The following is a 25,194-nucleotide window of genomic DNA, read 5'->3' as shown; positions in this document are numbered from 1 at the left end:
TGTCTAGGATTTCTTGACAACTGCAAATCGAAATCAGATAAGGGGCTATATGTGTATTGTTGTATGTTAGGCTTTTTTCTTTCTATTTTTAAAAGCAGCCATTTCTTTAGCTATTTTTTCTTCAGTCACTTTAGCATATATTTGTGTTGTTCTTATTTGATTATGTCCTAGCATTTTACTCACTGACTCTATAGACATTCCATAGTTTAGGGCGAGGGTTGCAAACGAGTGGCGTGCGAAACGAAATGTAAGATTCTTCGTAATCTCTGCTAAATCAGCAATTTCTTTTAGATATGCGTTAACCTTCTGATTGGATGGTACTGGAATTATATAACCTGTTTCTCTCAAATGAAAATAAGAACTATATTTTTTGATTATTTTATCTGCTTCCGGAAGAAGGGGTATTTTAGAAATAATATTTGTTTTTTCTCTATTAGCATATATCCACTGTTCTCCATCAACACCTGTAATTATATTCTGCTTTCTTAATTGCTTAATATCAATATCGGATAAACCAGTGAAGCAGGCTAAAACAAAAGCATCTCTTACTATTCCTAATCGTTCAACAATTATCTTCTTATTTTTGATTTTTAAGACTTCTTCTTCCGTAAGAAAATCTCTTTCTACTGGTTGGATTTTACAAGTGAATTGACGAAATGGGTCTTTATCTAACCAATCATTCTTTAAAGCAAGATTTACAATAGCTTTCAGATTTTTCAAATACTTCATCGAAGTATTATGATTGCATTTACGAGTTCTTTTAAAATAGTTTTCAAATTACGAAATAAACTCATAGTTAAGGTCAGTAATAAGAATATCATTTTTCCTGTATTTCTTCTTTAAAAAGGCTTCTATGTGTCTTTTTGTGGTTTGATAACGTGTTAATGTAGCATCAGCATATCCATTATCAATAAGGTTTGATATTTTGGAAATATATTTATCACAAAGCCATAATAAAGTTTTATCACTGACATTTTTTCCTTTCATTAGGTCTGCAATCTTCAAAACTGTTACGGATTCGTTTTTGTCATATAAAAAACGGTAATACTCTTTTGCTTTTGCCATATAAGAGTCTAGCAAATCATTTAAATTTTTACTCTTAATTGAATTCCCTGCTGCTCTTCCATTCAGTCATTTATCTTCTTCGATTTTTTCTTTTATTGAGAACTCTGCTCGTTTACCTTCAATAGTAATTCTCATAAATACGGGAATCTCATTTCCTTTATTAATACGCTCTTTTCTTGTGAAAAATGCAATACTCATTGTTTTCATATGCAAATCAGTTTAAATTAATACTAAATAATATATTTCGATTTAATTAGATAAGAATCAAACAGTTGATCTTATTGAATTTATAAAACAATATTTAGTAATCAAAGAATCTGACAGTTGCATACCAGAACCTAGAAAAAGAATGTAATGAATATTTAGTATTGGATTAAACTAAAAAATAGTGAGATTTTGAGGTGTACATCAAATTTCAGTATGAAATCAGTATGAAATCAGTATAAAATAATCCAATCACTATGAAACTTAAAAATTAATAATTATTTGATTACTAAATACATACCAGTGCATTCGGTGTCATTTTTTCAGAATTGAAATGTACACCGAATAGTACACCAGAAATATGAATTTAAACGGATTATTTTAGATTGTACACCTAAAAAAATTCCGCATAAATCAATGATTTATGCGGAATTGAACTCTTTTGAATTCTGAAAAGTGGAGCTGGAGGGACTTGAACCCTCGTCCAAACAAGGAACTAATTTGCTTTCTACATGCTTATCCTCGCTTATTTTTTCGTGAATGAGCAAGACCGAAGCCACCAACTCAAACCTTAGCTTTTTAATTTCAGATAAAGACCAAAGCCTCCTCTATCCTATCTCCGATTTACCTGCACCACCTGATCGGCACGCTTCGAAGCCACAGCTTCCGGGTGATGTCCTGTCCTTACACCTGTGCAAGGATTAAGCTAGAATCTACTATACTTCGATTAAGCAGCAAGAGCGTAATTGTTATTGCCAGTTAAAATTTTGACGTCTGAGATTATAGTGCCAGCCGACTACGCACTGCATGCTTACAAACCATTTCATCTCGCTGTCAAAGCCAGTCAGCCCCATTGGTTTATTTTTCGTCTGATAAATAACGCTTTAATATCAAACTTGAATATTGAGTAACAAATGAATAACAAAAAGTAATGAAAGTCTGTTCTAACAATATCCGCTACAAAGATAATTCTTTTTTTGTTATATAATGAAAGTTTCTTCCTCCCGAAGAATAAAAAGTAACAATAACTTTTATCTCCACCAAATAAATCACAAATAAAAAATTAACATATAATAGAGAACAAACAACTAAAAAAAGTTAAACAACTATGTATATTTGTCCCAATTATAAAAAAGTATTTATTTTGTATCCGTCCAATATTAAATATTTAAGGTATAGAATTACACCAATAGTAAAAAAAATGCTCAACAAAAACACAAATACAAACTATATTATTCTCTCTGAAAATTTGGAGATTAGGTCTGTTTTCTTAGAGAGAGAGAGAGAGAGAGAGAGAGAGAGAGAGAGAGAATTTTTATTAATACACTTTTCCTCCTATGCGCATTATGCGCATAATATAATCAGTTGTTTTATAAAACACAAACTCAGTATAATTTTTTATTATACTCATATATCATACTGCCCAACCTTGATTAATATAAAAAAAATCAGACAATTTTTCAAAATGTATAATTTACTGTTTAAAAAAACCGTAGGTAATAAAATTTGTCTCTTTTCCTCTAATAAGCATTTTACCTCTTGTAATTTGTCTTCGCTGTTTATCTTATTGTTTGGGAAAATAGTAAGTAAACATGATGCATTATTAGAGGAAAAACCTACGGTTATAAATATAGTATTTAAATATAAACATATACGACAAAACCTTTATATTAACATTTCTTACAAAAAGACAAAAGACTTATTTCATTCTATTCACTCGACAAATAAAACTATATTATTCACACCTATTTGGTTCAAACACAACAATAGAGCATATAACTTTATATGAGGTTATAATATTAATACTTAGACAAAAGACAAATAACAATGAAAACAAAACTATTCTCTTTTCTACTATTAGGATTATTGTCCGTACATCTTCAAGCACAAGTAACTATTGGCTCAAACAAGCCTCCTCACAATGATGCATTACTAGATCTGAAAGAAAACTCTGGGAATACTTCTTCCAAAGGACTTTTACTGCCACGAGTATCGCTCTCGTCAACAGTGTCTCCTTCTCCCCTATCTGCACACACAGCGGGGATGACAGTTTATAACATTGCGACTTTAGCAGATGTGAGTCCGGGATATTACTACAATGACGGAGCTAAATGGGTAAAATTATTTGCAGAAGTCAATTCTGTTATTCCTAAATTCTTTTATATGCCATCCATCGTATTACCAACAGATATTGCTGACGACTCATATAATTCGTTAACAGATCTATTTTCGATTAATTTATATAATCAATATTCCGAACAATTTGCGTTAAACAATTTGACATCATCGACCAAAAGCCCAGGAGCAACAACATTGCCTATATTAGGCAGTTCTGCACTTGAATACTTTATTACCTATTATGACAACACAGTATTTAAAGATGTCACTCTTACTGATGCAGGTGTCCTTACCTATAGACTAAATACCATAATTACCCCATCGGAAAAGACATTTATGAATATAATATTCAAAGTTAAATAACACAAATTAGAATCAAAATAAATATTGAAAATGAAACTATTATACATAATAATATTGTGTTTATTCTCTTCTTATATATATTCACAAACAAGTAAAACCATTAGAGAAGAATCTAATGCGGATGGCAATTATACATTTCATAAAGCTACTGCAACAGCCTACAAGAATAACAATACTGAAGTATTCTCCCATGTCTTTAATGACACAATATCGTTGAAAGAACTGCAAAAACTACCATTTCCTATACAGCCGGTGTTACTCTCTGCACAGATACAAAAAGGGCGCTTAGTCGGTTGCAAACTTTGGAACAACAACAAGGAGTATTATGTAGTAAATGAAGGAATGCTACTGGTTCCTGCAAAAGAGACAGAACCAGATACTAATGATGCTTTTTCAATACCCTATCAACTATCACCTCTTTATACACTGAAAACTGAAGGCGATACGGTTATTTGCACTTTTACTGAACCATATGGGAATAGTTCTTTCGATTTTACACTGAAAGGAGAACTTGTTATTGTATTGGTAAAAGATAAATTCTAATGAATGAATATTATGGAAAAGCTTATTTATACACTATTCACTATATATACATTCTTGTTGATATCAGCATCAGCAAATGCACAAACCTGTAATTCCAATTTTACAGTAAATACTCAAATTAAGAACTCAACCTGTCTTTCTAATGGAGAAATAGCAGTAATACTCTCAGGTGATACAACTAATCTTTTCAATATACAATATGGTTTAAGTTCAGAAAGCGGCTTTTCTATTAATCCGCAAAGTGATCATGTTTTAAGAAATATTCCTCCGGGAACGTACCAACTAACAGTACGCGCTTTTTGTAAAGTAGATAGTGAGTATGACGTGGTTAAAAATATATCAAACCTTGTAGTTGGTGGTAATTATAAAGTGCCGAAAGTTTCATTTAACTCCAGCACTTCGCGTAAATCATATGCAGGATGCAACACTGGTATTATTGCATTAAATGTCACAGATGGTAGTGGAACATTCTCATTTACCATCACTTCTGCTCCGGCAGGGATTACCACACCTATAGAAGTAGTACCCACAAAGAATGGTAGTGTATATACTTTACCCGGATCAAACTATCCTGCTGGAGACTATATTGTCATGGTTGATGATGGCTGTTATACTGCTGCTTGTAACTTCTCTTTAGAGGAAATCTCTGGATTCCCCCCTATCAGTACAAGCTATTCCTCTTTTCTTACCACTTTTGTCAACTACGATTACAATAATATTTCATGGGCGCCAGGATCTGTTTCCAATACGACCTATCCCGACTATTACCGTTATTATTCAGATGGGATGTACGAGGTTGGGATAGCCCCTAAAGATAGCTCTCCAACAGTATGGAGCGTTTGGAATTCATCCGCCAGAAAAATCTTAGACATAAGTCCGTATACATATAAAGATCTCTATGGAACAACCGACAAATTATATATATATACAAGAATAAAAGGATGTCCGGATATACACACTTCATCTGCGGCTTCTTTCAGAACCCCTTCCTTCAATAATAGTAGTACACGAAACTGTGGGACTTATTCTTATACTGTCAAACCATGGACGGATTACGACGGGCTATTATGCTACCCCCTTTCTATACTTGTCACAGAGACCAGTTCGGGGAACGAGGTATTAAATAAAAGTAATTTATCCTATGTTGTCTCTGAAACAGTACAACTTCAGTATAGCACTTCCTATTCAGTCAAGCTAACGGATGCCAATGGACATACATTATCCTCAAGCACGAATATGAGTAGATCTGATTTTTCCTTTTCTTATACTGATGACTTTTGTAACAATCAATATAAGGTTTCATACTCTGCATACGAGCCCTGCTATCCCATTGAAATAGAAATCTCAGATCCAGAAGGAAATATAGTGTGTACAAATACTCTAACAGGCTCAACAAATAGTAGCTGCTATCTAGAATATGGAAAAAGCTATTCGTTCAAAGCAATTTATAAAGGATCTAGTCCGAAACCTGATTATTCAACTACTATAAGCAGAACTACTACAATTCCCACATCATATACTTTGACTCTATACTCTTCTGATCAATGTTCTGAAGATAGAGGATATTTACGTATCTATAAACAAAATGGGGGGTATCCTCCTGCAGGAACAACCTATACTATTAATGGGCCAACGGGATATATAACTCAAACCGGAACGATATCCACAACAAACTCTAGCACCTATGCATCAACAACATATCTTCCTGCAGGGACATACACAGTAACTATCATTAATGGCTGCGGCGACCAAACTCCAATAATAGCAACAGTAACTCTTAATGGTATATACAGTGGAAAAAAATTAGATTATACAACAGAAATAACTTGTGCAGGATTAAAATTGACACCTTCCGGTTACATAACGTATCAGGGAAATGACCAAACAGCAGGTACTTTTTATCGTTTAACGAATGGTCCTACAGGCTATGATAAAACCGTAAAAAAGCCGGGTGAAGCCTTTATCCTTTCTAGTAAAGGAACCTATACTTTAGGCATCATGACTACTAATAGCACATCTGGATGTGTAATAAATACTGTTACTATTGATTATACAGCTCCCCCTTTAGACCTAAATCCTTATGCAACTTCAGCATATGTATGTGTAGGAGGAAGTGTTGGGAATATTTCAGTAAAGGCGATAAATGGAGTAGCCCCCTATACTTACGAATTGTGGAATAAGACTAACACCATAAAAGAAAGTATAAGCAATATCACAACAAATGACATAGCACATTTTTCTTACGGAGAGCCGGACTCAACTTATACCGTGCGCATAAGCGATGTGTGTGGAAATAAATTTAGTCAGCAAATGACTCTTGCCAAGCTATCGTCTGCGCGCGTTGTCTATTCTGTCGAAAACAATTTATGTACAGGAAGCTCCATACAGTTGAAATGTATCACATTGGGTGAGACTAACTATAACTGGACAGGACCTAATAATTTTACTTCGAATGTTCAAAATCCGGAAATTACTAATGCTACTGCAAACATGTCCGGTTGGTATAAAGTATCAGTTATGCCCGAATTTTGTGGAACTCCAGTACTGGATAGTGTCTTCATCAGAGTATATCCGCCAATAACGGCAGGAGCTACAGTTGGGAATCAGGAATTATGCGTCCGTACTAAACCTACAATACTAAAAAGTGATGCATCAGGCGGCAGTGGAGCTTATACTTATCAATGGCAATCGAGTGCAAATGGGACATCCGGTTGGACAAATATACAAGGTGCAACAACACCAGACTATGAGTCTCCAACTCACATAAAGTCCGGAACATACTATTACCGAAAAGTCACTACCGATCGCTGTGGAGTCGTTTATAGTGATCCTATTGCTGTAGTTGTCAAGGCTTGCTATATACCTGTAAATCCTGACATAAGAAATATAGGGATAAAGTGAAATTCTAAATTTAAGTGTACATTATATGGTAAAAGGTAAGCCGGATATTTCCGGCCTACCTTTTTTTATTCACATAGCAATTACAAAAATTACCTGTAGAACAGAATATTGAACTTAAATACATCTATACAAGTGACAAATCAGTTATTCCATATCTAAAAGAGCCTATTATTCTTCCCAAAAAGAGGGTATCTATGAAAAATAAAATATATTTGTCTTATATTACAAAACAACTCAACAAATAGAATATGACAATATTCCAATCTCAATTTGAAGAAGCGAAGAAACTCATCGACTATGATGATTTCAATTTCTTGACCAAACGACTAATCGACTTTACTCTAGACACAGAGAATAGTATTTTCTACACAAAAACGCTGGATCTATTAAACTGGCTCGATCAGAATGCAGAGAATATAAATGAGAAAAAACAAAAATTCTCTTTCCTGTTAGAAGAAATCTATAAAGAATTAGTAAATAAGCCTATTACACTAAGCACAAATAAAAGCCTTTTATCAGTAGATAAACTAATCAAATCATACAAAAAATCGGCTTTTGCACTAGGCCCTATTAGCTTTGATATAAAAGAAGGACAGATAGTCGGGCTCGTAGGGGAAAATGGCAATGGAAAAACCACTTTACTTCGCTGCTTGTGTAGAGAACTACAGCCGACAAGCGGACAAATAAATTATTTGTTTCCGCATAAAGATAGTTCTTCTTTACGCTCTCAGTTGATATACATTCCTCAACGAACCACATCTTGGCAAGGCTCTCTTCTTTCTAACCTTAAGTTCACAGCCGCCACATATGGCATTACAGGAGAAGAAAACAGCCTTGTTGTAGAATTGATTATAGCAAGAATGGGATTAAGAAAATATAGAGCATTTAGTTGGAAAAATTTATCATCAGGATACAAGATGCGGTTCGAACTGGCAAGGGCTCTTTTACGTAAACCCAGACTACTATTAATAGACGAGCCTTTAGCTAATCTTGATATTCTTGCCCAGCAAATAATATTGGATGACTTTCGGGATATTACACGTTCTCCATTTCGTCCAATGGGTATTATTCTTAGCTCCCAACAGCTTTATGAAGTAGAAAAGGCTTCAGACAGTGTTATCTTTCTAAAAGATGGATTTCCATCCAATTTGCAAGAAAGTGATACCCCTGAAAAGACAGACAATATAACAGAGTTAATTATAGAATTTGAAAGTGAATGGACTCAAGAACAACTTAGAACAGCTTTTGCGCATCTTAATCTCGAAAAGTTGCAAATAAACGGAGGAACTTATGTAGCTCATTTTCCAAAATCAGCATCACAAAATGATTTCTTACAGGTATTTTTAAATAATAATATACCCATTGTCTATTTTCGAAATATATCAAATTCGACTCGCAGATTTTTTCTTTCTTAATAAAACGTTGTAACAATGACAAACAAAATACAGAAATATTTACTGTCAAACTATCCCTCTATATGGAATATAAAGATAGTACCGATGATATTCATCCTTCTATCCCTACACCTTTTATTTGGGGGAATCGGATATATATGCACTGATACTTCATTCGAATCCACATATTACCGATCCTCTTCTATGGATGAGTTAGCTCTCGTATATGTAGGAAGCATTCTTGCATCTATATTGATACTAATAGGATGGTTGATATTCTACAATAGAAACAATGCTTTTAAGAATTTCTACCCATCCACATCTACCCGATTATATTCCGAATGGCTAATCATATTTATTATCTGCATAGGGATTGCTTCTGTACCGTTATCCATCAATAGTGGGCATATCTCTAAATGGAAATCCATTGCATCTTTGGATGAAGCCCGCGAAGCATTAGATATCATATATAAAGCAGAGCTTATGATTGCCGGATACGATACGCCATATCTATATAACAACAGATTTGACCAACCGATTCCAATTTCCACAGCTAAATTGCAGAAAGACTCTATAGATATGGATAAGTTTGCTTTTGAATCTACAAAAGACGGATTCATAATAAAAGGTTATAAAGGACCTTCATTTCTATTTTATAAAAGCAATGACTACGAATATTGTTACGATAAAGAAACGAACGAATACTGTGATCCGAATAAACAAAAGCATATTCAACAGCATGAAATTATAAAAGGTTGGTTTCGAGATGGAGATACTGCAAAAATAATATCTGTGATGCAGGATTTTGAATCTCTTTTGGCTAAGCATAATCTAAAAATCAATTTAAATACTCAGCAATGGTTTAAGAAAATATATAATCCGCCGTTTTTTCCTGTCAACGAAAATACAATGATTACAAATTACTCTCTTGCAGGCTATGAAAATTATGAAATAGAAGATGTACAAGCCTCTCCTATCCATACAGAAGAATATAGATATATAAAAACACCACCACCTTATTTACAATTCAGTGAGCTACAGTCAGGATACGAACAAGTGCTGAGACGTTATCAGGACAATAAGGATATAGAGTCTATTGCCCTGCTTTGCATTTGTATAGCCACTGTCTTATCCGTTTTTGTATTCTCATTCAGAATAAGCAATGGTAAACAATGGCTTATTGCATTCATTACAACAGGTATACTTATATTTATAATTACGCTGTTTACTGTCACAATAGCAGAGTTTTGGTATAGCTACGACAAAGAGCTAATAGTCATGATTATCCCTGTTTTCTGGATAGGTTTATTTATAACACTTCTCGCGAAAATAATCTTCAAAATAAGGTCTAAAGGGAATAAGGGAAAATCTACCATTTACATAAATATCTTAACATGGCTAGTCCCTTGTATCTATCCACTATTCTTCCTGTTTGTCCTTCTATTTGATGAATATACGGATAAGAATTATCTAGATATAGATATGAACTTCCGACTAACAAGATACATGTTTTGGACAAATATAATTTTTGTTGTTTTAGCTATGTATCCTACATCTATATTGATAAGAAAATGGAAGGGTATTGCTGATGAATAGGTATCTTTATCCTTTAAATAACTTTTAATAAATAAAGCAGCCTTGAGTTTGATACTCAAGGCTGCTTTATTTATGTCTACAAAAGAGTTACAATAATCAGCCCTGTAAGGCAGAAGCTCCTCCAATAATATCTAACAATTCGTTTGTTACAGCTTGCTGACGTGACTTATTGTACTGAATGGTCAGATTCTGAATCAAATCATCTGCATTGTCCGAAGCAATCTGCATAGCCATAGTACGAGCTGCATGTTCCGAAGCATTAGCATCGAGCAACGCAGCAAATAGTCTGGAGTAAAGCACAGTAGGTATCAAGCTTTCCAGAATTTCTTCTTTAGAAGGTTCTAAAATGTAATCAGTCTGAGCAACTTCTTTTTTACCTGTTACTACACTATTACCAGCCACCTGATTAAGATCGAAAGGCAAGAGAGGAACTGTTTGCAGTTTCTGTGTACCTGTAGATACAAAATGATGGTATATCAGAATCACATCATCAATCTCCTTCGACACATACTTAGCAATCAGCTCTTTTGCAAGATCCTGTACAGCCTGATAAGAAGGCTTATCGGCCATTTCTTTGAAATCCCCCTCAGCTTTTAACCCTTGTTTTTTCAGTGCATCTGCAATCTTTTTCCCTACAGGATAGAGCAGAATATTCTCTTTGCCTAAATTTTTGTACTTAGCATAAGTTGTATTAAACTCTTTAATAACATTGGAGTTATAAGCTCCTGCTAATGAAGAGTTAGATGCAAAAGTTACTATAGCGATTCTCTTCGTTTCTCTTTTCTGAATAAAAGGTGATTCATAACTTGTATCAGAAGCAAGAAGATTCGTCAAAATAGAATCTAACTTTTGCTGATAAGGTAAAAAATTACCTATTGCATTCTGAGCCCTGTGCAATTTTGATGAAGCGATCATCTTCATTGCCGAGGTAATCTTCTTTGTGCTTTTTACCGAGCCAATTCTATTCTTTATTTCCTTAAGAGATGCCATAGCCTAATTATTGTTTATATTGAGATGCTAAGTCTTTAGCTACTTGCTTAAGTATATTCTCAATTTCTTCGTTAATAACTCCTTTTCTAAGTACATCTAGCACATTAGCCTGATACTTCATTTCTAATGTTCTTAAAAACTCTGTTTCAAAATCGTGAACTTTATCAATAGGTATTTGACGAAGCAGGCCGTTTGTTCCACAATAAAGGATTGCAATCTGTTTTTCGACAGGCATTGGAGCATACTGAGGCTGAACCAACAGCTCTGTATTTTTCTTTCCTTTGTCTATTGTCATGGCAGTTACAGGATCTAAGTCTCCCCCAAACTGAGTAAACGCTTCCAGCTCCCGATACTGAGCCTGGTCTATTTTCAATGTTCCGGCAACTTTTTTCATAGCCTTCACCTGTGCCGATCCTCCTACACGAGAAACCGAAATACCTACGTCGATAGCAGGACGTTTACCTGCATTAAACAAGTTACCATCGAGGAATATCTGACCATCAGTAATGGAAATTACATTGGTAGGAATATATGCAGACACGTCTCCGGCCTGAGTCTCGATAATAGGTAATGCTGTAAGTGAGCCGCCTCCTTTCACCTTACCTCTGAGGCTAGGTGGCAAGTCATTCATTTGTTCGGCAACTTCCTGCTGATTAATAACCTTAGCTGCACGTTCCAACAAGCGAGAGTGCAGATAAAAGATGTCTCCGGGGTAAGCTTCACGTCCCGGCGGACGACGAAGAATAAGAGATACCTCACGGTAAGCAACAGCCTGCTTCGACAAGTCATCATATACCACTAGGGCATGACGGCCTGTATCGCGAAAATACTCACCGATAGCAGCTCCTGCAAATGCAGCAAAATATTGTAAAGCTGCTGGTTCTGCTGCTGTAGCCGAAACTACAGTAGTATAAGCCATTGCGCCTTTTTCTTTAAGAGTTTCCACAATGTTGGCTACAGTAGATGCTTTCTGACCGATGGCAACATAAATACAATATACCGGATCACCTGCTTCAAAATTTGTTTTCTGATTGATTATTGTATCAATTGCAATGGCAGTCTTTCCTGTTTGGCGGTCACCGATAATAAGTTCACGCTGCCCTCTACCGATAGGAATCATAGCATCGACTGCTTTCAATCCTGTCTGTAGCGGCTGAGTTACCGGTTGACGATAAACTACCCCCGGAGCTTTTCGCTCCAACGGCATTTCGAGAAGTTCGCCAGTAATGGGTCCCATACCATCGATTGGTTCCCCAAGAGGAGTAATCACACGTCCGAGCATACCCTCACCTACATTAATAGAGGCAATTCTATTGGTACGCTTTACAGTGAAACCTTCTTTAATCTGGTCGGAAGGACCAAGCAATACAGCACCCACATTGTCCTCTTCCAAATTCATAACAACGGCCATAATACCATTGTCGAATTCCAAAAGTTCGTTGGCTTCTGCATTTTTTAGTCCATATATACGAACAACACCGTCTCCTACTTCGAGTACAGTACCAACTTCATCGAACTGAACCCGGCTACTGATATTCTCTAGCTGCATCTTTAATACATCGGAGACTTCACTTGCTTTTATATTTTCAGACATAAATTTTTATTTGATAGTTTGATTATTAGCAAATCAGTTAAATTAGCAAACTATTTTTATAAATAATTATCAGCTAATCTTCAAATTTGCTTATTGTAGCACATAGGCTTATTTCGAAATCTTACTGTTTTCGGCGATAAACTGTTGTTTAATCCGTTTCAATTGAGTTTTCACACTAGCATCTAAACGATAGGTATCTACATAGAGTATAAACCCTCCTTCGATGCTAGGATCTACAACGGTCTCAAAATCGAGTGTACCGGACTTAACCTTCTGCAACAAGCTTTTCATCTTATTGGTTACGGTACTATCTACAGGTGTAGCTGTCACAAGTTTTCCTATATTCATCCCTTTCAGTTCACAATACAAGTCAACATAAGACAATGCTATATTCCGCAAATATACCTCTCGTCTATTATTTAGAACGAGTTCTACAAAACGGTTTAGTTGGTCACTGATCTGTCCTCCAAGTGCAGCTTCTATCAGCTTCACTTTATCCTCAGCTTTCAATGTAGGATTATCCATTGCCATACGCAATCTCGGTTCTTTAGCAAAAGCAGAAGCCAGCTTCTTCATTTCAGAATATACTATATCTTCAGCTTTTTGCCCCATTGCATACTGCAACAACGCTTTCGCATATCGCTTAGAAATCATCCCTTCATTCATAACAGTTAAGATTTAGAAACCATAGCCTCATCAACCAGGCGATCAATCATTGACATTTGTTCTTTAGGGTCCTTCAGAGAATCGCGGAGTACTTTCTCAGCCACATCTATAGACAATTCGGCTACTTGACGACGTATATCGCGTATAGCCTGTTCTTTTTCTGCCTGTATCTGTTTCCTTATTTCGTCCATCTCTTTAGCTCCTGCAACTTTAGCTTGCTCACGCGCTTCGGCAACAATGCGTTCACGTGTGTCGGCAGCTTCCTTCAAGATTTTCACCTGTTCTGCTGTGGCCGATGCCAATATAGCATCACTTTGTTCTTTTATAGAAGCCAACTGTTCATTCGCTTTTTGAGCTGCATCTAACGAGTCCTGTATATAATTTTTACGTTCATCTACCATTTTAGTAATTGCGGGAAAACCGAATTTAGCTAAAACAAAGAAAACGATACCGAACGAAAGAAGCATCCAAAAGAGAAGCCCAGATTCAGGTAATAATAAACCCATATTTTATTATTTTATTCGATTAAAGAATAAATCCGCATACTACAACAGCAAACAAGGCAACCCCTTCAACTAACGCAGCTGCGATAATCATAGAAGTACGGATATCTCCTGCTGCATCGGGCTGACGAGCAATACCTTCCATAGCCGAGCTACCGATTTTACCTATACCGATACCTGCCCCGATCACAGCTAATCCTGCTCCAAGTGCTGCACCAAAACCTGTTAAGCTAGTAGCAGCTTCTGCTGCTTGTAATAAAGTTGATAGTAACATAATTTTTACTTTTAATTAGTTAATTTATTTATTGTTTTCTTATTTCTATATACTAATGTTTTTCTTCTGCATGGTGTGGCTCTGCCTGTGCCAATCCAATAAATACGGCCGATAGCATAGTAAACACATAGGCCTGGATATAAGCAACCAATATTTCGACAAAACTGATGAATACAGTAAGTAGTACCGAAACCACAGTCATGGATGTATTTATAACTGCACCCAGATTGACTGTAACGAATATCAAACAAGTGAGACCTAATACGATTGAGTGCCCTGCCAAGATGTTAGCAAAGAGACGAATCATCAATGCAAACGGTTTAGTGAATACTCCAACCAGTTCGATAGGTATCATCAATGGCTTGAGCCAAGATGGCACATAAGGATTGAATATCTCTTTCCAGTATTCCTTTGTTCCTGTAAAATTGACCACCACAAATGTAGTTAGAGCCAAAACAAGCGTAACAGCAATATTTCCTGTCACATTTGCTCCTCCTGGAAATATCGGTATGAGCCCCATTATATTGTTGATAAATATAAAGAAGAAGACTGTCAGCAGATAGGGCGAAAATTTTCTATAATTTTTACCTACACAAGGTTTTATAATATCATCCTGAACACTGACTATAAACATTTCCATAAAACCGACAAAACCTTTAGGGGCTTTATGTTCTCCTGTTTTAGCCATATTTTTATACCACTTGGCTATACCCATTACTATAACAAGCAAAAGAGCAGAACTGATAATCAGACTTAACGCATTTTTCGTAAGTGAAAAATCCCAAGGACGAATTTCTTCTCCTGCTGCATTCTTTTCTACTATCTTACCTTTGTGATCGCCCGCCTGTGAAATATAAAACCCTTGATATGCCTCATGCCCATGGTGAAATTTGGTTGACATAAATACATGCCATCCGCTTGTTTCTCCTTTGACAAATACAGGCAAAGGAATAGAAACATGTGTATCTCCCCATGTAGTCAAATGCCATTCGTAAGAATCGGCCAAGTGATCGAGAATCAATTCTTTTACATTCAACTCTTTCTCTTGTCCGGCCTCAACTTTTCCTTCTGCCGCAATAGGTTGTACACCTATTGTTGCATTCAAAAAAATCAAAGCTAAAATGTATCTCAAATAGTGTTTCATACTACTATTGTTTATTCTTTAAACGTTTTTCTATTTTTAGGAATAAAAAAGATTCTATTGCTAAAAACAGAAGATAGAAAATCATGAAAGTAAGAACAAAGCTTTTTATATTTTCCTTTACTATTATAGCATAAGCACCAACAAAAATGAGTGCAGCAAATATTTTAAATACTTTAGTCAGCATATATGTATTCAACATTTGCCGCTGGGTAACCCTACGACTCGAAGATTCGACATAAACGAGAACTAAAGGCTCAAGAATCAAGTAAAAGAGCAGAATACCTTCATACCACTGAGGATAATACTGAGGGAATACATAATAAAGCAATGCTCCTACAAGTGCTCCCACAATCAACCCATAAGCGAGTAATAAGGTTATTAACTTTGCTCTAAAAAAGTCCATTATTTCAAATCACACATATTGTCACAACCCCATTATTTACTTCTGCTATTCCACCATGTACCTCCAAAGACTTTTCGGTTCCATTTTCCAAATAGGTAATGTCTCCTTCGGTCAAGGGTGAAATGAGGGGTGCGTGATCGGGATAAACACCAAAACGCCCCGAAATACCAGGTATAACAACAGATGCCACTGCTCCCGAAAAAAGCTTCTTCTCTGCTGAGATTATATTTAATTGGAGTTCTGATTTTTTCATACCTTATCTTTTATTCAGCTGCCTGAGCCAAGATTTTCTCACCTTTGGCTATAGCATCTTCTATTGTTCCCACATTAAGGAAAGCCTGTTCGGGTAAGTTGTCCACTTCTCCGTCAAGAATCATCTTAAAGCCTTTTATTGTATCCTGAATATCCACAATAACTCCGGGAACCCCGGTAAATTGTTCAGCCACATTGAAAGGTTGAGAAAGGAAACGTTGGATACGTCTTGCCCTATTTACTGTAAGTTTGTCATTATCAGACAATTCCTCCATACCTAATATGGAAATAATATCTTGTAATTCCTTGTTGCGTTGAAGAATCTGTTTCACTCGCTGAGCTGTATCATAATGATCCTGTCCAACTACATTAGGGTCTAAGCTTCGTGAAGTAGATCCCAACGGATCAACAGCCGGATAAATACCCATTTCTGTAATCTTACGATCAAGTACGGTAGTGGCATCCAAGTGAGAGAAAGTTGTTGCCGGTGCAGGGTCTGTCAAGTCATCGGCAGGTACATATACAGCTTGCACTGACGTAATAGATCCATTCTTGGTAGAAGTAATACGTTCCTGCATGGCTCCCATCTCAGTAGCCAAAGTTGGCTGATAACCTACTGCTGAGGGCATACGCCCTAATAGAGCCGACACCTCAGATCCGGCCTGAGTGAAACGAAATATATTATCTATAAAGAACAAAATATCTTTAGGCCCATCAGTTTTTGCATCACGGAAAGATTCTGCTATTGTCAATCCGGATAATGCTACAGCGGAACGTGCTCCAGGAGGCTCGTTCATCTGTCCGAAGACAAGGGAAATTTGCGATTTTTCCAATTCTTTAGGATCTACTTTCGATAAATCCCAATGTCCTTCTTCCATACTTTTTTCGAACTCTTCGCCATAGCGGATTACCTTCGACTCTATCATCTCCCGAAGAAGATCGTTACCTTCACGTGTACGCTCTCCTACTCCAGCAAAAACAGAGTAACCATTATGCTTTTTGGCAATATTATTGATCAATTCCATAATCAATACAGTTTTACCAACACCAGCTCCACCAAACAGCCCTACTTTACCTCCTTTTGCATATGGCGCTAGTAGATCGACTACTTTAATACCAGTAAAAAGAACTTCTCGTGTAGTTTGTAGTTCTTCAAATTTTGGAGGTTCACGATGAATAGGGTTACCGCCTTTTTTATCTAAAACTTCCATTCCATCAATAGCCTCACCAACAACATTCATCAAGCGTCCTTTAACCTGATCACCAATAGGCATTCTGATAGGAGCTCCTAGAGGAACGGCTTCCACTCCACGGCTAAGTCCGTCGGTACTATCCATAGCAACGGTACGTACTGTATCTTCGCCTATGTGTTGCTTTACTTCAAGAATCAAAGATCGGCCATCAGGCCTTTTAACTTCAAGGGCATCATTAATGTTTGGTAAGTTCAAAGATGGATCACTGGTATTAAAAAAAACATCCACCACTGGTCCAATAACTTGAGAAACATGCCCAACTGTTTGTGACATAAGCTTTTTTATTTATTATATATTTCTATTTCTTTTCAAAATATTATATCTGCATACCATCTTAAAGGATTGTAATCTTACAATCCTCTCACTTTTTGAACATTAATAATTACTATTGTTTTCAACAAGTGATTAAAAAGTTAGACAATTATTATAATATATCCACCTTCTCTACTAAAATGTAATAGCAAATATAAACAATAATAATTCTTTTAAATATTTTTACCAAGAAAAAAAGAGACTACCCTTACTTTTTTAAACTTAAGTTAACTACAATGTTTTTAATAGTTAAATACCTCGTATTGTTTAATGATAGAGGAACAACGGATAAGTGTCTAATAGCACGTAAAAGCATAGTTATAACGGATTTTCAACCTAACAAAAGAATTAAATACAATAAACGAAACGATTCAAGAAGAATTCGATTTTCATTATTAAATTGTACTTTTGTCCTATATTTATAGAAACGGAGAATAACGTAAAGCTACTCAAACACCTTTAACTGCAAATGATTACTACCCTATTCGCTTGGACTGTTATGTTTTTAGTCATATTTTCTATTGGCGATATATTTGTTTCCCTATATAATAGAATATGCAGAAATAAGGAAAGCTATAATCTCTTAGATACGTTTATATTAGGAATATGTTTTATTTCTATTCTTTTACCTTTCTCTTCCCTATGGTTTCCTTCTAATGAGTACGTTTTATTTGCATATATCTTAGTGAGTGTAATTTATTGGTATATAAATATAAAGAGATTACTACAATATATTTCTAAAATAAAAGATACAATAAGGTCTTTCAATTTGAAAGAAAAGGTACTCATTATTGTTCCGGTGATTGCTGTACTTATATATGTATATATATTTGATCATCATTATGATGCTGAATATTATCATTACCAACAAATACGCTGGAATGAAGAGTTTTCTATTGTACCCGGATTGGGTAACCTGGAAGACCGATTTGCATTCAATTCAAATTATCTCCTTTTATCCGCAATATTTACGTTCAGATTTCTCTTTGGCAATCATGAAGCAGTATACCTGCTACAATCATTGTTTTATACGCTCTTGTTTACTTGGGGGCTAATTAAATTATTTTCGTCCCAGTACGATTTAAACTATCTTATTTTAGTTATATTCCTACCACTTCTTATATACATATATGGATTTATGCTAGGCAGTTCAGCGACCGACATATTTCCCATACTATTTGTATTGTATTATGCTATCAAAACAGCAGAAACGCCCCGTTGGATACACCAATATCCTCTGTTAGCTTGCCTGTTGCCTGTTGTATTAGTTACATTCAAATTGTCAACTGCACCATTCTGTATCATAAGCCTAATAGTAATGATAAACCTTATAAAAGAGCAGAAACATAGAACCCTTTATTTTATTATAATCTTGTCGTTTCTTACCATTCTATTTTGGTGCATAAGGAATATTATCATATCCGGCTACCTCGTATATCCTGTATATCAAATTGATCTCTTTTCTTTCGACTGGAAAATGCCTGTTGGAACTGTAGAAAAACAAAGTCGTCATATTAGCGAATGGGGAAACCGAATATTCCGCACCGACCTTAATACATTCCAAAACTTCATCAGTGGGAAAGATTTTTCCACAACAGCTTTAAACTGTTTTATTAATTTCACATTACTGTTTTCTGTCATTTTCTCAGCTTTTATTATAACATATAAAGCTATAAGGAAAAAGATAAATCCCTCATTATTTTCAGTCTATTTGATAACCTTATTATGTCTAATTTTCAGCTTATCAACAGCTCCCGACTTTAGATTTAATTATGGGTATATACTGGGAAGCCTTTTGTTGTCAATTAACATCCTTACAGAAAGTCGGGTGGTACAATTTCCCCGATGTGGGAAATTTGTCCTCATTTTCATCCTGTGCTGTCTTTGTATCGTTTCTACATATAAGTTTATAACAGCATCGAAGAGAATAGGCATGAAATTTGAAACTATGATAGACTTCGTAGCCTTATACCATCACAGATCTTCCAAGAATATAGGGAATTTTCAAGAATACAAAATGGGAAACCAGACAATATATGTAACAGTAGATGAGAGTGACTCTCGGAGTTTTGACCTTCTACCTGCCGTGTCTAAAGGAGGTTTTCCATTCAGTCGCTCATTCAAACTACAAGACATCAGAACTATAGAGATGAGGGGAAATACGTTACAAGAGGGGTTCAGAACAAAAGAAAAATATCTTAAAATACTAAACAGTGAGCAAAACAAGAACCTTATTATTCCAAAATTTGAATAAATAAAGGAGTTAAAGAAAGGTTTCCACCTTATTAAATACTATTTTTGTATATTAAATTATAATTTAATAGGATAATAACATGGGAAAAGTTTTAATTATAGGTGCAGGTGGTGTAGGAACTGTCGTTGCACATAAGGTTGCACAAAACATGGATGTTTTTACAGAAATCATGTTAGCCAGCCGAACAAAATCAAAGTGTGATGCGATTGCCAAAGCTATTGGAGGCAACAAGATACAAACAGCACAGGTAGATGCAGACAATGTGGAAGACCTCAAAAGACTATTTAGTTCATTCAAGCCAGAACTGGTAATTAACGTAGCACTTCCGTACCAAGACCTTACAATAATGGATGCATGTTTGGCTTGCGGGGTAAACTATCTGGACACAGCCAATTACGAACCAAAAGAGGAAGCAAAATATGAATATAGCTGGCAATGGGCTTATCAGGACAAGTTCAAAGAAGCCGGACTTACCGCTATACTCGGATGCGGATTCGACCCGGGAGTAACAAGCGTGTTTACAGCCTATGCTGCTAAGCACTACTTTGACGAAATGCACTACCTTGATATTGTAGACTGTAATGCAGGAGACCATGGTAAAGCATTCGCCACAAACTTCAATCCTGAAATAAACATACGTGAGGTTACCCAAAAAGGGAAATATTGGGAAGATGGTAAATGGGTAGAAACAGAACCGCATGCAATACACAAACCATTAAACTATCCAAACATAGGACCTAAAGAATCTTATGTAATCTATCACGAAGAGTTAGAGTCTCTTGTTAAGAATTTCCCAACACTTAAGCGGGCACGTTTTTGGATGACATTTGGACAAGAATATCTTACTCATCTGCGAGTAATACAAAACATAGGGATGTCCCGCATCGACCCTATTATATACAATGGAGTTGAGATAGTACCAATTCAATTTTTAAAAGCGGTTTTGCCTGATCCGGGAGAGCTTGGAGAGAATTATACCGGAGAAACATCTATCGGATGTAGAATTAAAGGCATCAAGGACGGTAAAGAACGCACATATTATATATACAACAACTGTTCTCACGAAGCAGCTTATAAAGAAACGGGAGCTCAGGGCGTTAGCTACACAACAGGTGTTCCTGCTACAATAGGAGGCATCATGTTTATGAAAGGCTTGTGGCGCAAACCGGGAGTCTTTAATGTCGAAGAGTTTAATCCTGATCCATTCATGGAAGAACTTAACAAACAAGGATTGCCTTGGCACGAGATATTCGATACCGATCTGGAAATGTAATATAGAAATAAAAGCCATGAATATTCATGGCTTTTATTTTATTTCTGATTATTGAATAGCATTATCAAAAAAAGTATCTAACTTTGTATCCGATAATAATTAGATTATGATGAAAAGGAGGAGTTTGTTAAATAAAAGTTTTTTTCAAATTTCCCATCTTTTTATTTTTTCCTGTTCTGTTAATAAATTTTATATAGTATCCTCGAAGAAGTTATCTTTTTCGAGGATTTTTTTATACTCTAAGTTATAACCATATGTGTAACAAAAGTCTGGTATCTATTACAGATTATTCGAAAGAAGACATTATTCGAATACTTAATCTGACAAGAAAGTTTGACGAGAAACCTAATAGAAGGTTACTCGAGGGTAAGGTCTGTGCAACTCTGTTTTTTGAACCTTCGACGCGTACCCGTCTTAGTTTTGAGACGGCTGTAAACAGACTGGGTGGTCGCATAATAGGATTTTCCGATGCAGCTACTACAAGTTCGTCGAAAGGAGAAACTCTTAAAGACACTATATTGATGGTGAATAATTATGCTGACATTATTATAATGAGACACCACCTTGAAGGAGCTGCGCGTTATGCTTCGGAGGTATCATCCATACCGATTATTAATGCAGGGGACGGAGCCAATCAGCATCCTACTCAGACTATGCTCGACCTATATTCGATCTACAAAACACAGGGAACATTAGAGAATCTTACTATAACAATAGTAGGAGACTTGAAGTATGGAAGGACAGTACACTCACTGATAATAGGAATGTCACACTTTAACCCTACTTTTAATTTCGTTGCTCCTGAAGAATTAAGCCTACCTGAAACATACAAGAATTTCTGTGATACAAAAGGAATAAAATATGAAGAACATGTAGACTTCTCTCCGTCTGTAATCAACAATGCGGACATCCTCTATATGACACGGGTGCAAAGAGAACGTTTTACCGACCTGATGGAATATGAAAAAGTGAAGAACATATATATTTTGTGTAAAGACATGATAAAAGATTCTAAAGAAAATCTTAAAATACTACATCCGCTACCTCGCGTCAACGAGATCAATCAAGATGTGGACGACAGCCCAAAAGCATACTATTTCGAACAAGCAAAAAACGGTGTATTCACTCGTGAAGCAGTTATATGTGATGCCCTAAACATTAAAGTAGACTAAGTTATGAAAGAACAAAGAAAAGAACTACAAGTGGCTGCATTGTGCAACGGAACAGCAATAGATCATATACCTTCCAATGTAGTTTTCAAAGTAGTATCGCTACTGGAACTAGACAAACTGGGAAATCCTATTACAATAGGAAACAACCTTGAAAGCAAAAAAATGGCTTCGAAAGGTATCATAAAAGTTGCAGACAAATTCTTCGAAGAAGATGTTATCAACAAAATAGCATTGATAGCCCCTAATGTAGTGTTAAACATAATCAGAAACTACGAAGTTGTAGAAAAAAAGAGAGTTATACTTCCACAAACAATAAAAGGAATAGTGAAGTGTAACAATCCTAAATGTATTACAAATAATGAGCCTATGCCAACGCACTTCAATGTTATTGACAGCGAAAGTATAGAATTGCGATGTCACTATTGTGATATAAAAATAAAGAGAGACGAGATAATTTTAAAATGAAACAAGACTGGAAGCCGGGAACACTCATATATCCACTGCCCGCAGCAATGATTTCTTGCGGATGCAACCCCGAAGAGTACAATATAATAACCCTTAGTTGGTTGGGTACCATATGTACCAATCCTCCAATGTGCTATATCTCTGTTCGTCCCGAACGGCATTCTTACGAAATTATCAAAAGGAATATGGACTTTGTAATAAACATTACAACAGAAGAGCTGGCTTATGCTACAGACTGGTGTGGTGTAAAATCGGGTAAAGATTTCAGTAAGTTCGAAGAAATGAAGTTAACGGCAGGCAGAGCCTCTGTTGTGCGATCGCCCATCATCGAAGAGTCACCTCTTAACATAGAATGCAAAGTCAAAGAAATATTGAGTCTGGGCTCTCATGATATGTTTATAGCAGACGTGGTAAACGTAAAAGCAGATGAGAAGTATATCAATAAAGAGACAGGCAAATTTAGTCTTGAAAATGCAAATCCTATTGCCTACTCGCATGGACAATACTACAATCTTGGAGATAAAATAGGCGGTTTTGGTTGGTCTGTGAGAAAAAAGAAAGAGCAATAGCTATAGCTGCAATCACGACTTTAAGCTATATTCAAAGTATAAAATGCGAATAACGCTATAATAGTCTGATATTATTATAGCGTTTCTTTTTTGTCTTATCAGGATTCGTATAGTATCTGTCTTTACGAAGCTATAAGCCCAATTTATCTTTTAGGGACTTATATCCCGACATACTCATTTTAACCTGCATACCATCTTTTAGCCTAAGCATCTGACTTTGCTTATTATATAATTCTATTTGGGCAATATGGTCTACATTTATAATACTCGAACGATGAATTCGCACAAACTTGTCCTGAGGCAAACTACCTTCTAAAGATTTCATTGTCTGTTCTTTTAGGAATTTCCCTTTGTCGCAATATATCATAACATAGTCTCCTTCGGCCTGAATACATATAACTTTATCGACAGGTATCACTTCTATTTTTTGACCTTTCCTTACAGCTATACGCTCCAGTATCTCTAGCTCACTTTTATTATTCTCATGTTGTATTTCCTCACTAACCGGCAAATCCTCTTGCATATCTTCTATCCCAATATCTGCCACATGTCCGGGCTGTCGTATAGCGAGCAGATATACGAGTAATGCTACAACAATACGTATGGTTAATATAGATGCAAAAGATTGGTATTCTTGATATTCAAAAATAAAGTACAAGAAAAGATACTCAGCTCCAATCCAGATAAAGACAAACAGAATCGCCAGTGCCACATAGTTGATATACTTTTGTCGTAACGGCAATGATGGAGGCAAGCTGAAAACTATAATTTTCTGCAATACGAACAAGAGTATAGATAAAACAATTCCGGATATAACAGAATCTGTTATTAACACATCATCTCCAACAATATTTAGAGGCTTGACACTCATATAAAGTATAAGTGCAGCAAGCAATGCAATAAAGATATGTATATATATGATTCGCTTATTTCTCATTAGTCCCTAATTTCACAACCGCCCAATACACAATTAATCTTCACTGTAAGATGAAATTGGTCATTTTGAGGTACTTCATTCTTATATATACGTCTGTCTTCTATACTTCCCATTACCGTACTACTCTGTATTTCCACATTCCAACCCGATGGTAAATATAAAATACCACTGGCAAATGCCACATTCATTTCGAGGCAGTTATTACCTTCTGCAGGCATCGCCTTACGCAAATCAATGATCATTTCTCCAAAAATAACATTGGCTTCCCCTCCTCTAAAGTTCTGGGACAATACGATTTGTTCGGTACTGCCAAATATCAGGTTTTTATCTATTAAATCAGACTTATTGTAATTTGAAGAAGAAGAGCCTCCACTTATCCTCTCATTATCACCTTTTTTTTTACAGTATTTGTTTGAAGAGGGGAATAATCTGCCGGATACTAACAATAACCCTATAATAATGAGTATAACAGGCCAATAAGTTCTGATATCAAAATCAAAGTCGAAAAAATATTCAGGAAAAAGAGATGACAACGTCGGATAAATAAAGAACCCTCCTACAACTATAAGTATTATACCTGAAATAAAGCGTTTTCTGATTAGTGACCAAATACCTATTCCGATCAACAACATTTGCCACGAAATTAATAATGACTTATATTCGGAGGGAATTACTCCAAGATTGAGTAATAAATATATTCCGCCGAATAAAATAAGAAATATAGCAAAACCGATACCGTTGCCTCTATCTCTTTTCAAAAAGTATTTATCATGTAAATTAGTTTCCATAAGAATAATTTAAATTAGTTTCGAATACAAATCTATGTATAGAACTGATTACAGACAATCGAAAATCGACGAACAAATATTATTTGTCGACTAATTGGCCTCTACGTAGCATTAAAGATAATCTAAATAATGAAGATAGTAGAAAAAATAATATCCATTAT

Annotated in this window: 23 protein-coding genes, 1 other RNA gene and 1 pseudogene; 10 read left to right on the top strand and 15 right to left on the bottom strand. The window is 35.6% G+C overall.

From position 1 onward, the window contains the following. Window positions 1-66: 66 nt before the first annotated feature. The 4 genes and pseudogenes from BGC7_RS00685 to ssrA form a co-directional block, all read right to left on the bottom strand. Window positions 67-552, bottom strand: a complete 486-nt coding sequence (locus BGC7_RS00685) for a site-specific integrase (protein WP_255351442.1) — start codon at window positions 550-552, stop codon at window positions 67-69. A gap of 111 nt (window positions 553-663) precedes the next feature. Then, a pseudogene (locus BGC7_RS18130) lies at window positions 664-987 on the bottom strand (phage integrase SAM-like domain-containing protein); the annotation flags it as partial. 144 nt (window positions 988-1,131) lie between these two features. Beyond that, window positions 1,132-1,272, bottom strand: a complete 141-nt coding sequence (locus BGC7_RS17795; protein ID WP_157258600.1) for a hypothetical protein — start codon at window positions 1,270-1,272, stop codon at window positions 1,132-1,134. A 451-nt stretch (window positions 1,273-1,723) separates the two neighbouring features. After that, window positions 1,724-2,121, bottom strand: a transfer-messenger RNA (tmRNA) gene (ssrA, locus tag BGC7_RS17535). Window positions 2,122-3,096: 975 nt separating this feature from the next. Between ssrA and BGC7_RS00670 the strand changes: the two genes are divergently transcribed. The 5 genes from BGC7_RS00670 to BGC7_RS00650 all read left to right on the top strand — a co-directional run bounded on the left by BGC7_RS00670 (window position 3,097) and on the right by BGC7_RS00650 (window position 10,184). Continuing rightward, a complete protein-coding gene (locus BGC7_RS00670) occupies window positions 3,097-3,750 on the top strand; it encodes a hypothetical protein (protein ID WP_050699624.1) in 654 nt (217 codons plus the stop codon). Window positions 3,751-3,780: 30 nt separating this feature from the next. Next, complete coding sequence (locus BGC7_RS00665) at window positions 3,781-4,293, top strand: hypothetical protein (RefSeq protein ID WP_050699623.1); 513 nt, start codon at window positions 3,781-3,783, stop codon at window positions 4,291-4,293. 12 nt (window positions 4,294-4,305) lie between these two features. Further along, a complete protein-coding gene (locus tag BGC7_RS00660; RefSeq protein ID WP_157258598.1) occupies window positions 4,306-7,194 on the top strand; it encodes a hypothetical protein in 2,889 nt (962 codons plus the stop codon). A gap of 248 nt (window positions 7,195-7,442) precedes the next feature. Next, a complete protein-coding gene (locus BGC7_RS00655) occupies window positions 7,443-8,609 on the top strand; it encodes an ABC transporter ATP-binding protein (protein WP_050699621.1) in 1,167 nt (388 codons plus the stop codon). 15 nt (window positions 8,610-8,624) lie between these two features. Beyond that, window positions 8,625-10,184 (top strand): hypothetical protein, encoded by a 1,560-nt coding sequence (locus BGC7_RS00650; protein WP_050699620.1) that lies wholly within the window; start codon window positions 8,625-8,627, stop codon window positions 10,182-10,184. Window positions 10,185-10,280: 96 nt separating this feature from the next. On the opposite strand, the gene BGC7_RS00645 is transcribed toward BGC7_RS00650, so the two are convergent. The 9 genes from BGC7_RS00645 to atpD form a co-directional block, all read right to left on the bottom strand. After that, on the bottom strand, window positions 10,281-11,174 hold the full coding sequence (locus BGC7_RS00645; protein WP_050699619.1) for a F0F1 ATP synthase subunit gamma: 894 nt from the start codon (window positions 11,172-11,174) through the stop codon (window positions 10,281-10,283). A gap of 7 nt (window positions 11,175-11,181) precedes the next feature. After that, the gene (atpA, locus tag BGC7_RS00640; protein WP_050699618.1) at window positions 11,182-12,768 is read right to left on the bottom strand and encodes a F0F1 ATP synthase subunit alpha; all 1,587 of its coding nucleotides are present in this window, start codon (window positions 12,766-12,768) and stop codon (window positions 11,182-11,184) included. Window positions 12,769-12,876: 108 nt separating this feature from the next. Continuing rightward, window positions 12,877-13,434 carry a F0F1 ATP synthase subunit delta gene (locus tag BGC7_RS00635; protein ID WP_050699617.1) on the bottom strand — a complete coding sequence of 186 codons (558 nt, stop codon included), beginning with the start codon at window positions 13,432-13,434 and terminating at the stop codon, window positions 12,877-12,879. Between the two features lie 5 nt (window positions 13,435-13,439). Next, window positions 13,440-13,940 carry a F0F1 ATP synthase subunit B gene (gene atpF / locus BGC7_RS00630; protein WP_050699616.1) on the bottom strand — a complete coding sequence of 167 codons (501 nt, stop codon included), beginning with the start codon at window positions 13,938-13,940 and terminating at the stop codon, window positions 13,440-13,442. Between the two features lie 19 nt (window positions 13,941-13,959). Beyond that, a complete protein-coding gene (gene atpE, locus BGC7_RS00625) occupies window positions 13,960-14,211 on the bottom strand; it encodes an ATP synthase F0 subunit C (protein WP_006842280.1) in 252 nt (83 codons plus the stop codon). Between the two features lie 52 nt (window positions 14,212-14,263). Continuing rightward, complete coding sequence (atpB, locus tag BGC7_RS00620; protein ID WP_050699615.1) at window positions 14,264-15,355, bottom strand: F0F1 ATP synthase subunit A; 1,092 nt, start codon at window positions 15,353-15,355, stop codon at window positions 14,264-14,266. Between the two features lie 4 nt (window positions 15,356-15,359). Further along, window positions 15,360-15,758 carry a hypothetical protein gene (locus tag BGC7_RS00615; protein ID WP_050699614.1) on the bottom strand — a complete coding sequence of 133 codons (399 nt, stop codon included), beginning with the start codon at window positions 15,756-15,758 and terminating at the stop codon, window positions 15,360-15,362. Between the two features lie 4 nt (window positions 15,759-15,762). Next, window positions 15,763-16,011: an ATP synthase F1 subunit epsilon gene (atpC, locus tag BGC7_RS00610; RefSeq protein WP_050699613.1), complete on the bottom strand. Its 249-nt coding sequence runs from the start codon at window positions 16,009-16,011 to the stop codon at window positions 15,763-15,765. Window positions 16,012-16,021: 10 nt separating this feature from the next. Continuing rightward, a complete protein-coding gene (gene atpD, locus BGC7_RS00605; protein ID WP_050699612.1) occupies window positions 16,022-17,536 on the bottom strand; it encodes a F0F1 ATP synthase subunit beta in 1,515 nt (504 codons plus the stop codon). Window positions 17,537-18,344: 808 nt separating this feature from the next. On the opposite strand from atpD, the gene BGC7_RS00600 reads away from it, so the two are divergent. From BGC7_RS00600 to BGC7_RS00580, 5 genes are all read left to right on the top strand, one after another. Continuing rightward, the gene (locus BGC7_RS00600; protein WP_157258596.1) at window positions 18,345-19,829 is read left to right on the top strand and encodes an LIC_10190 family membrane protein; all 1,485 of its coding nucleotides are present in this window, start codon (window positions 18,345-18,347) and stop codon (window positions 19,827-19,829) included. 79 nt (window positions 19,830-19,908) lie between these two features. Then, complete coding sequence (locus BGC7_RS00595; protein WP_050699610.1) at window positions 19,909-21,102, top strand: saccharopine dehydrogenase family protein; 1,194 nt, start codon at window positions 19,909-19,911, stop codon at window positions 21,100-21,102. Window positions 21,103-21,356: 254 nt separating this feature from the next. Continuing rightward, complete coding sequence (gene pyrB / locus BGC7_RS00590) at window positions 21,357-22,274, top strand: aspartate carbamoyltransferase (RefSeq protein ID WP_050699609.1); 918 nt, start codon at window positions 21,357-21,359, stop codon at window positions 22,272-22,274. Window positions 22,275-22,277: 3 nt separating this feature from the next. Next, window positions 22,278-22,739, top strand: coding sequence for an aspartate carbamoyltransferase regulatory subunit (gene pyrI, locus BGC7_RS00585; RefSeq protein ID WP_050699608.1), 462 nt, complete (start codon window positions 22,278-22,280; stop codon window positions 22,737-22,739). Further along, the gene (locus BGC7_RS00580) at window positions 22,736-23,308 is read left to right on the top strand and encodes a flavin reductase family protein (RefSeq protein ID WP_050699607.1); all 573 of its coding nucleotides are present in this window, start codon (window positions 22,736-22,738) and stop codon (window positions 23,306-23,308) included. The genes pyrI and BGC7_RS00580 overlap by 4 nt, the downstream gene beginning before the upstream one ends. A gap of 130 nt (window positions 23,309-23,438) precedes the next feature. Here BGC7_RS00580 and BGC7_RS00575 read toward each other — a convergent pair whose 3' ends face one another. Both BGC7_RS00575 and BGC7_RS00570 read right to left on the bottom strand, forming a co-directional pair. Continuing rightward, window positions 23,439-24,245, bottom strand: a complete 807-nt coding sequence (locus BGC7_RS00575; protein WP_050699606.1) for a LytR/AlgR family response regulator transcription factor — start codon at window positions 24,243-24,245, stop codon at window positions 23,439-23,441. Continuing rightward, window positions 24,245-25,033, bottom strand: a complete 789-nt coding sequence (locus BGC7_RS00570; RefSeq protein ID WP_050699605.1) for a LiaI-LiaF-like domain-containing protein — start codon at window positions 25,031-25,033, stop codon at window positions 24,245-24,247. The genes BGC7_RS00575 and BGC7_RS00570 overlap by 1 nt, the downstream gene beginning before the upstream one ends. Window positions 25,034-25,194: the final 161 nt, after the last annotated feature.

It is taken from the genome of Dysgonomonas sp. BGC7, assembly GCF_001261735.1.
GTDB lineage: Bacteria > Bacteroidota > Bacteroidia > Bacteroidales > Dysgonomonadaceae > Dysgonomonas.
This window is presented reverse-complemented; position numbering and strand designations above follow the sequence as displayed.

Bases quoted from the DNA above. Each gene is read 5' to 3' on its own strand.
- BGC7_RS00615 (WP_050699614.1), bottom strand. From the start codon at position 15,758: ATGGACTTTTTTAGAGCAAAGTTAATAACCTTATTACTCGCTTATGGG.
- BGC7_RS00645 (WP_050699619.1), bottom strand. From the start codon at position 11,174: ATGGCATCTCTTAAGGAAATAAAGAATAGAATTGGCTCGGTAAAAAGC.
- atpD (WP_050699612.1), bottom strand. From the start codon at position 17,536: ATGTCACAAACAGTTGGGCATGTTTCTCAAGTTATTGGACCAGTGGTG.
- BGC7_RS00580 (WP_050699607.1), top strand. From the start codon at position 22,736: ATGAAACAAGACTGGAAGCCGGGAACACTCATATATCCACTGCCCGCA.
- pyrI (WP_050699608.1), top strand. From the start codon at position 22,278: ATGAAAGAACAAAGAAAAGAACTACAAGTGGCTGCATTGTGCAACGGA.
- BGC7_RS00655 (WP_050699621.1), top strand. From the start codon at position 7,443: ATGACAATATTCCAATCTCAATTTGAAGAAGCGAAGAAACTCATCGAC.
- BGC7_RS00665 (WP_050699623.1), top strand. From the start codon at position 3,781: ATGAAACTATTATACATAATAATATTGTGTTTATTCTCTTCTTATATA.
- pyrB (WP_050699609.1), top strand. From the start codon at position 21,357: ATGTGTAACAAAAGTCTGGTATCTATTACAGATTATTCGAAAGAAGAC.
- atpB (WP_050699615.1), bottom strand. From the start codon at position 15,355: ATGAAACACTATTTGAGATACATTTTAGCTTTGATTTTTTTGAATGCA.
- atpF (WP_050699616.1), bottom strand. From the start codon at position 13,940: ATGGGTTTATTATTACCTGAATCTGGGCTTCTCTTTTGGATGCTTCTT.
- BGC7_RS00575 (WP_050699606.1), bottom strand. From the start codon at position 24,245: ATGAGAAATAAGCGAATCATATATATACATATCTTTATTGCATTGCTT.
- BGC7_RS00595 (WP_050699610.1), top strand. From the start codon at position 19,909: ATGGGAAAAGTTTTAATTATAGGTGCAGGTGGTGTAGGAACTGTCGTT.
- BGC7_RS00670 (WP_050699624.1), top strand. From the start codon at position 3,097: ATGAAAACAAAACTATTCTCTTTTCTACTATTAGGATTATTGTCCGTA.
- BGC7_RS00570 (WP_050699605.1), bottom strand. From the start codon at position 25,033: ATGGAAACTAATTTACATGATAAATACTTTTTGAAAAGAGATAGAGGC.
- atpC (WP_050699613.1), bottom strand. From the start codon at position 16,011: ATGAAAAAATCAGAACTCCAATTAAATATAATCTCAGCAGAGAAGAAG.
- BGC7_RS00660 (WP_157258598.1), top strand. From the start codon at position 4,306: ATGGAAAAGCTTATTTATACACTATTCACTATATATACATTCTTGTTG.
- atpE (WP_006842280.1), bottom strand. From the start codon at position 14,211: ATGTTACTATCAACTTTATTACAAGCAGCAGAAGCTGCTACTAGCTTA.
- BGC7_RS00650 (WP_050699620.1), top strand. From the start codon at position 8,625: ATGACAAACAAAATACAGAAATATTTACTGTCAAACTATCCCTCTATA.
- BGC7_RS17795 (WP_157258600.1), bottom strand. From the start codon at position 1,272: ATGAAAACAATGAGTATTGCATTTTTCACAAGAAAAGAGCGTATTAAT.
- atpA (WP_050699618.1), bottom strand. From the start codon at position 12,768: ATGTCTGAAAATATAAAAGCAAGTGAAGTCTCCGATGTATTAAAGATG.
- BGC7_RS00635 (WP_050699617.1), bottom strand. From the start codon at position 13,434: ATGAATGAAGGGATGATTTCTAAGCGATATGCGAAAGCGTTGTTGCAG.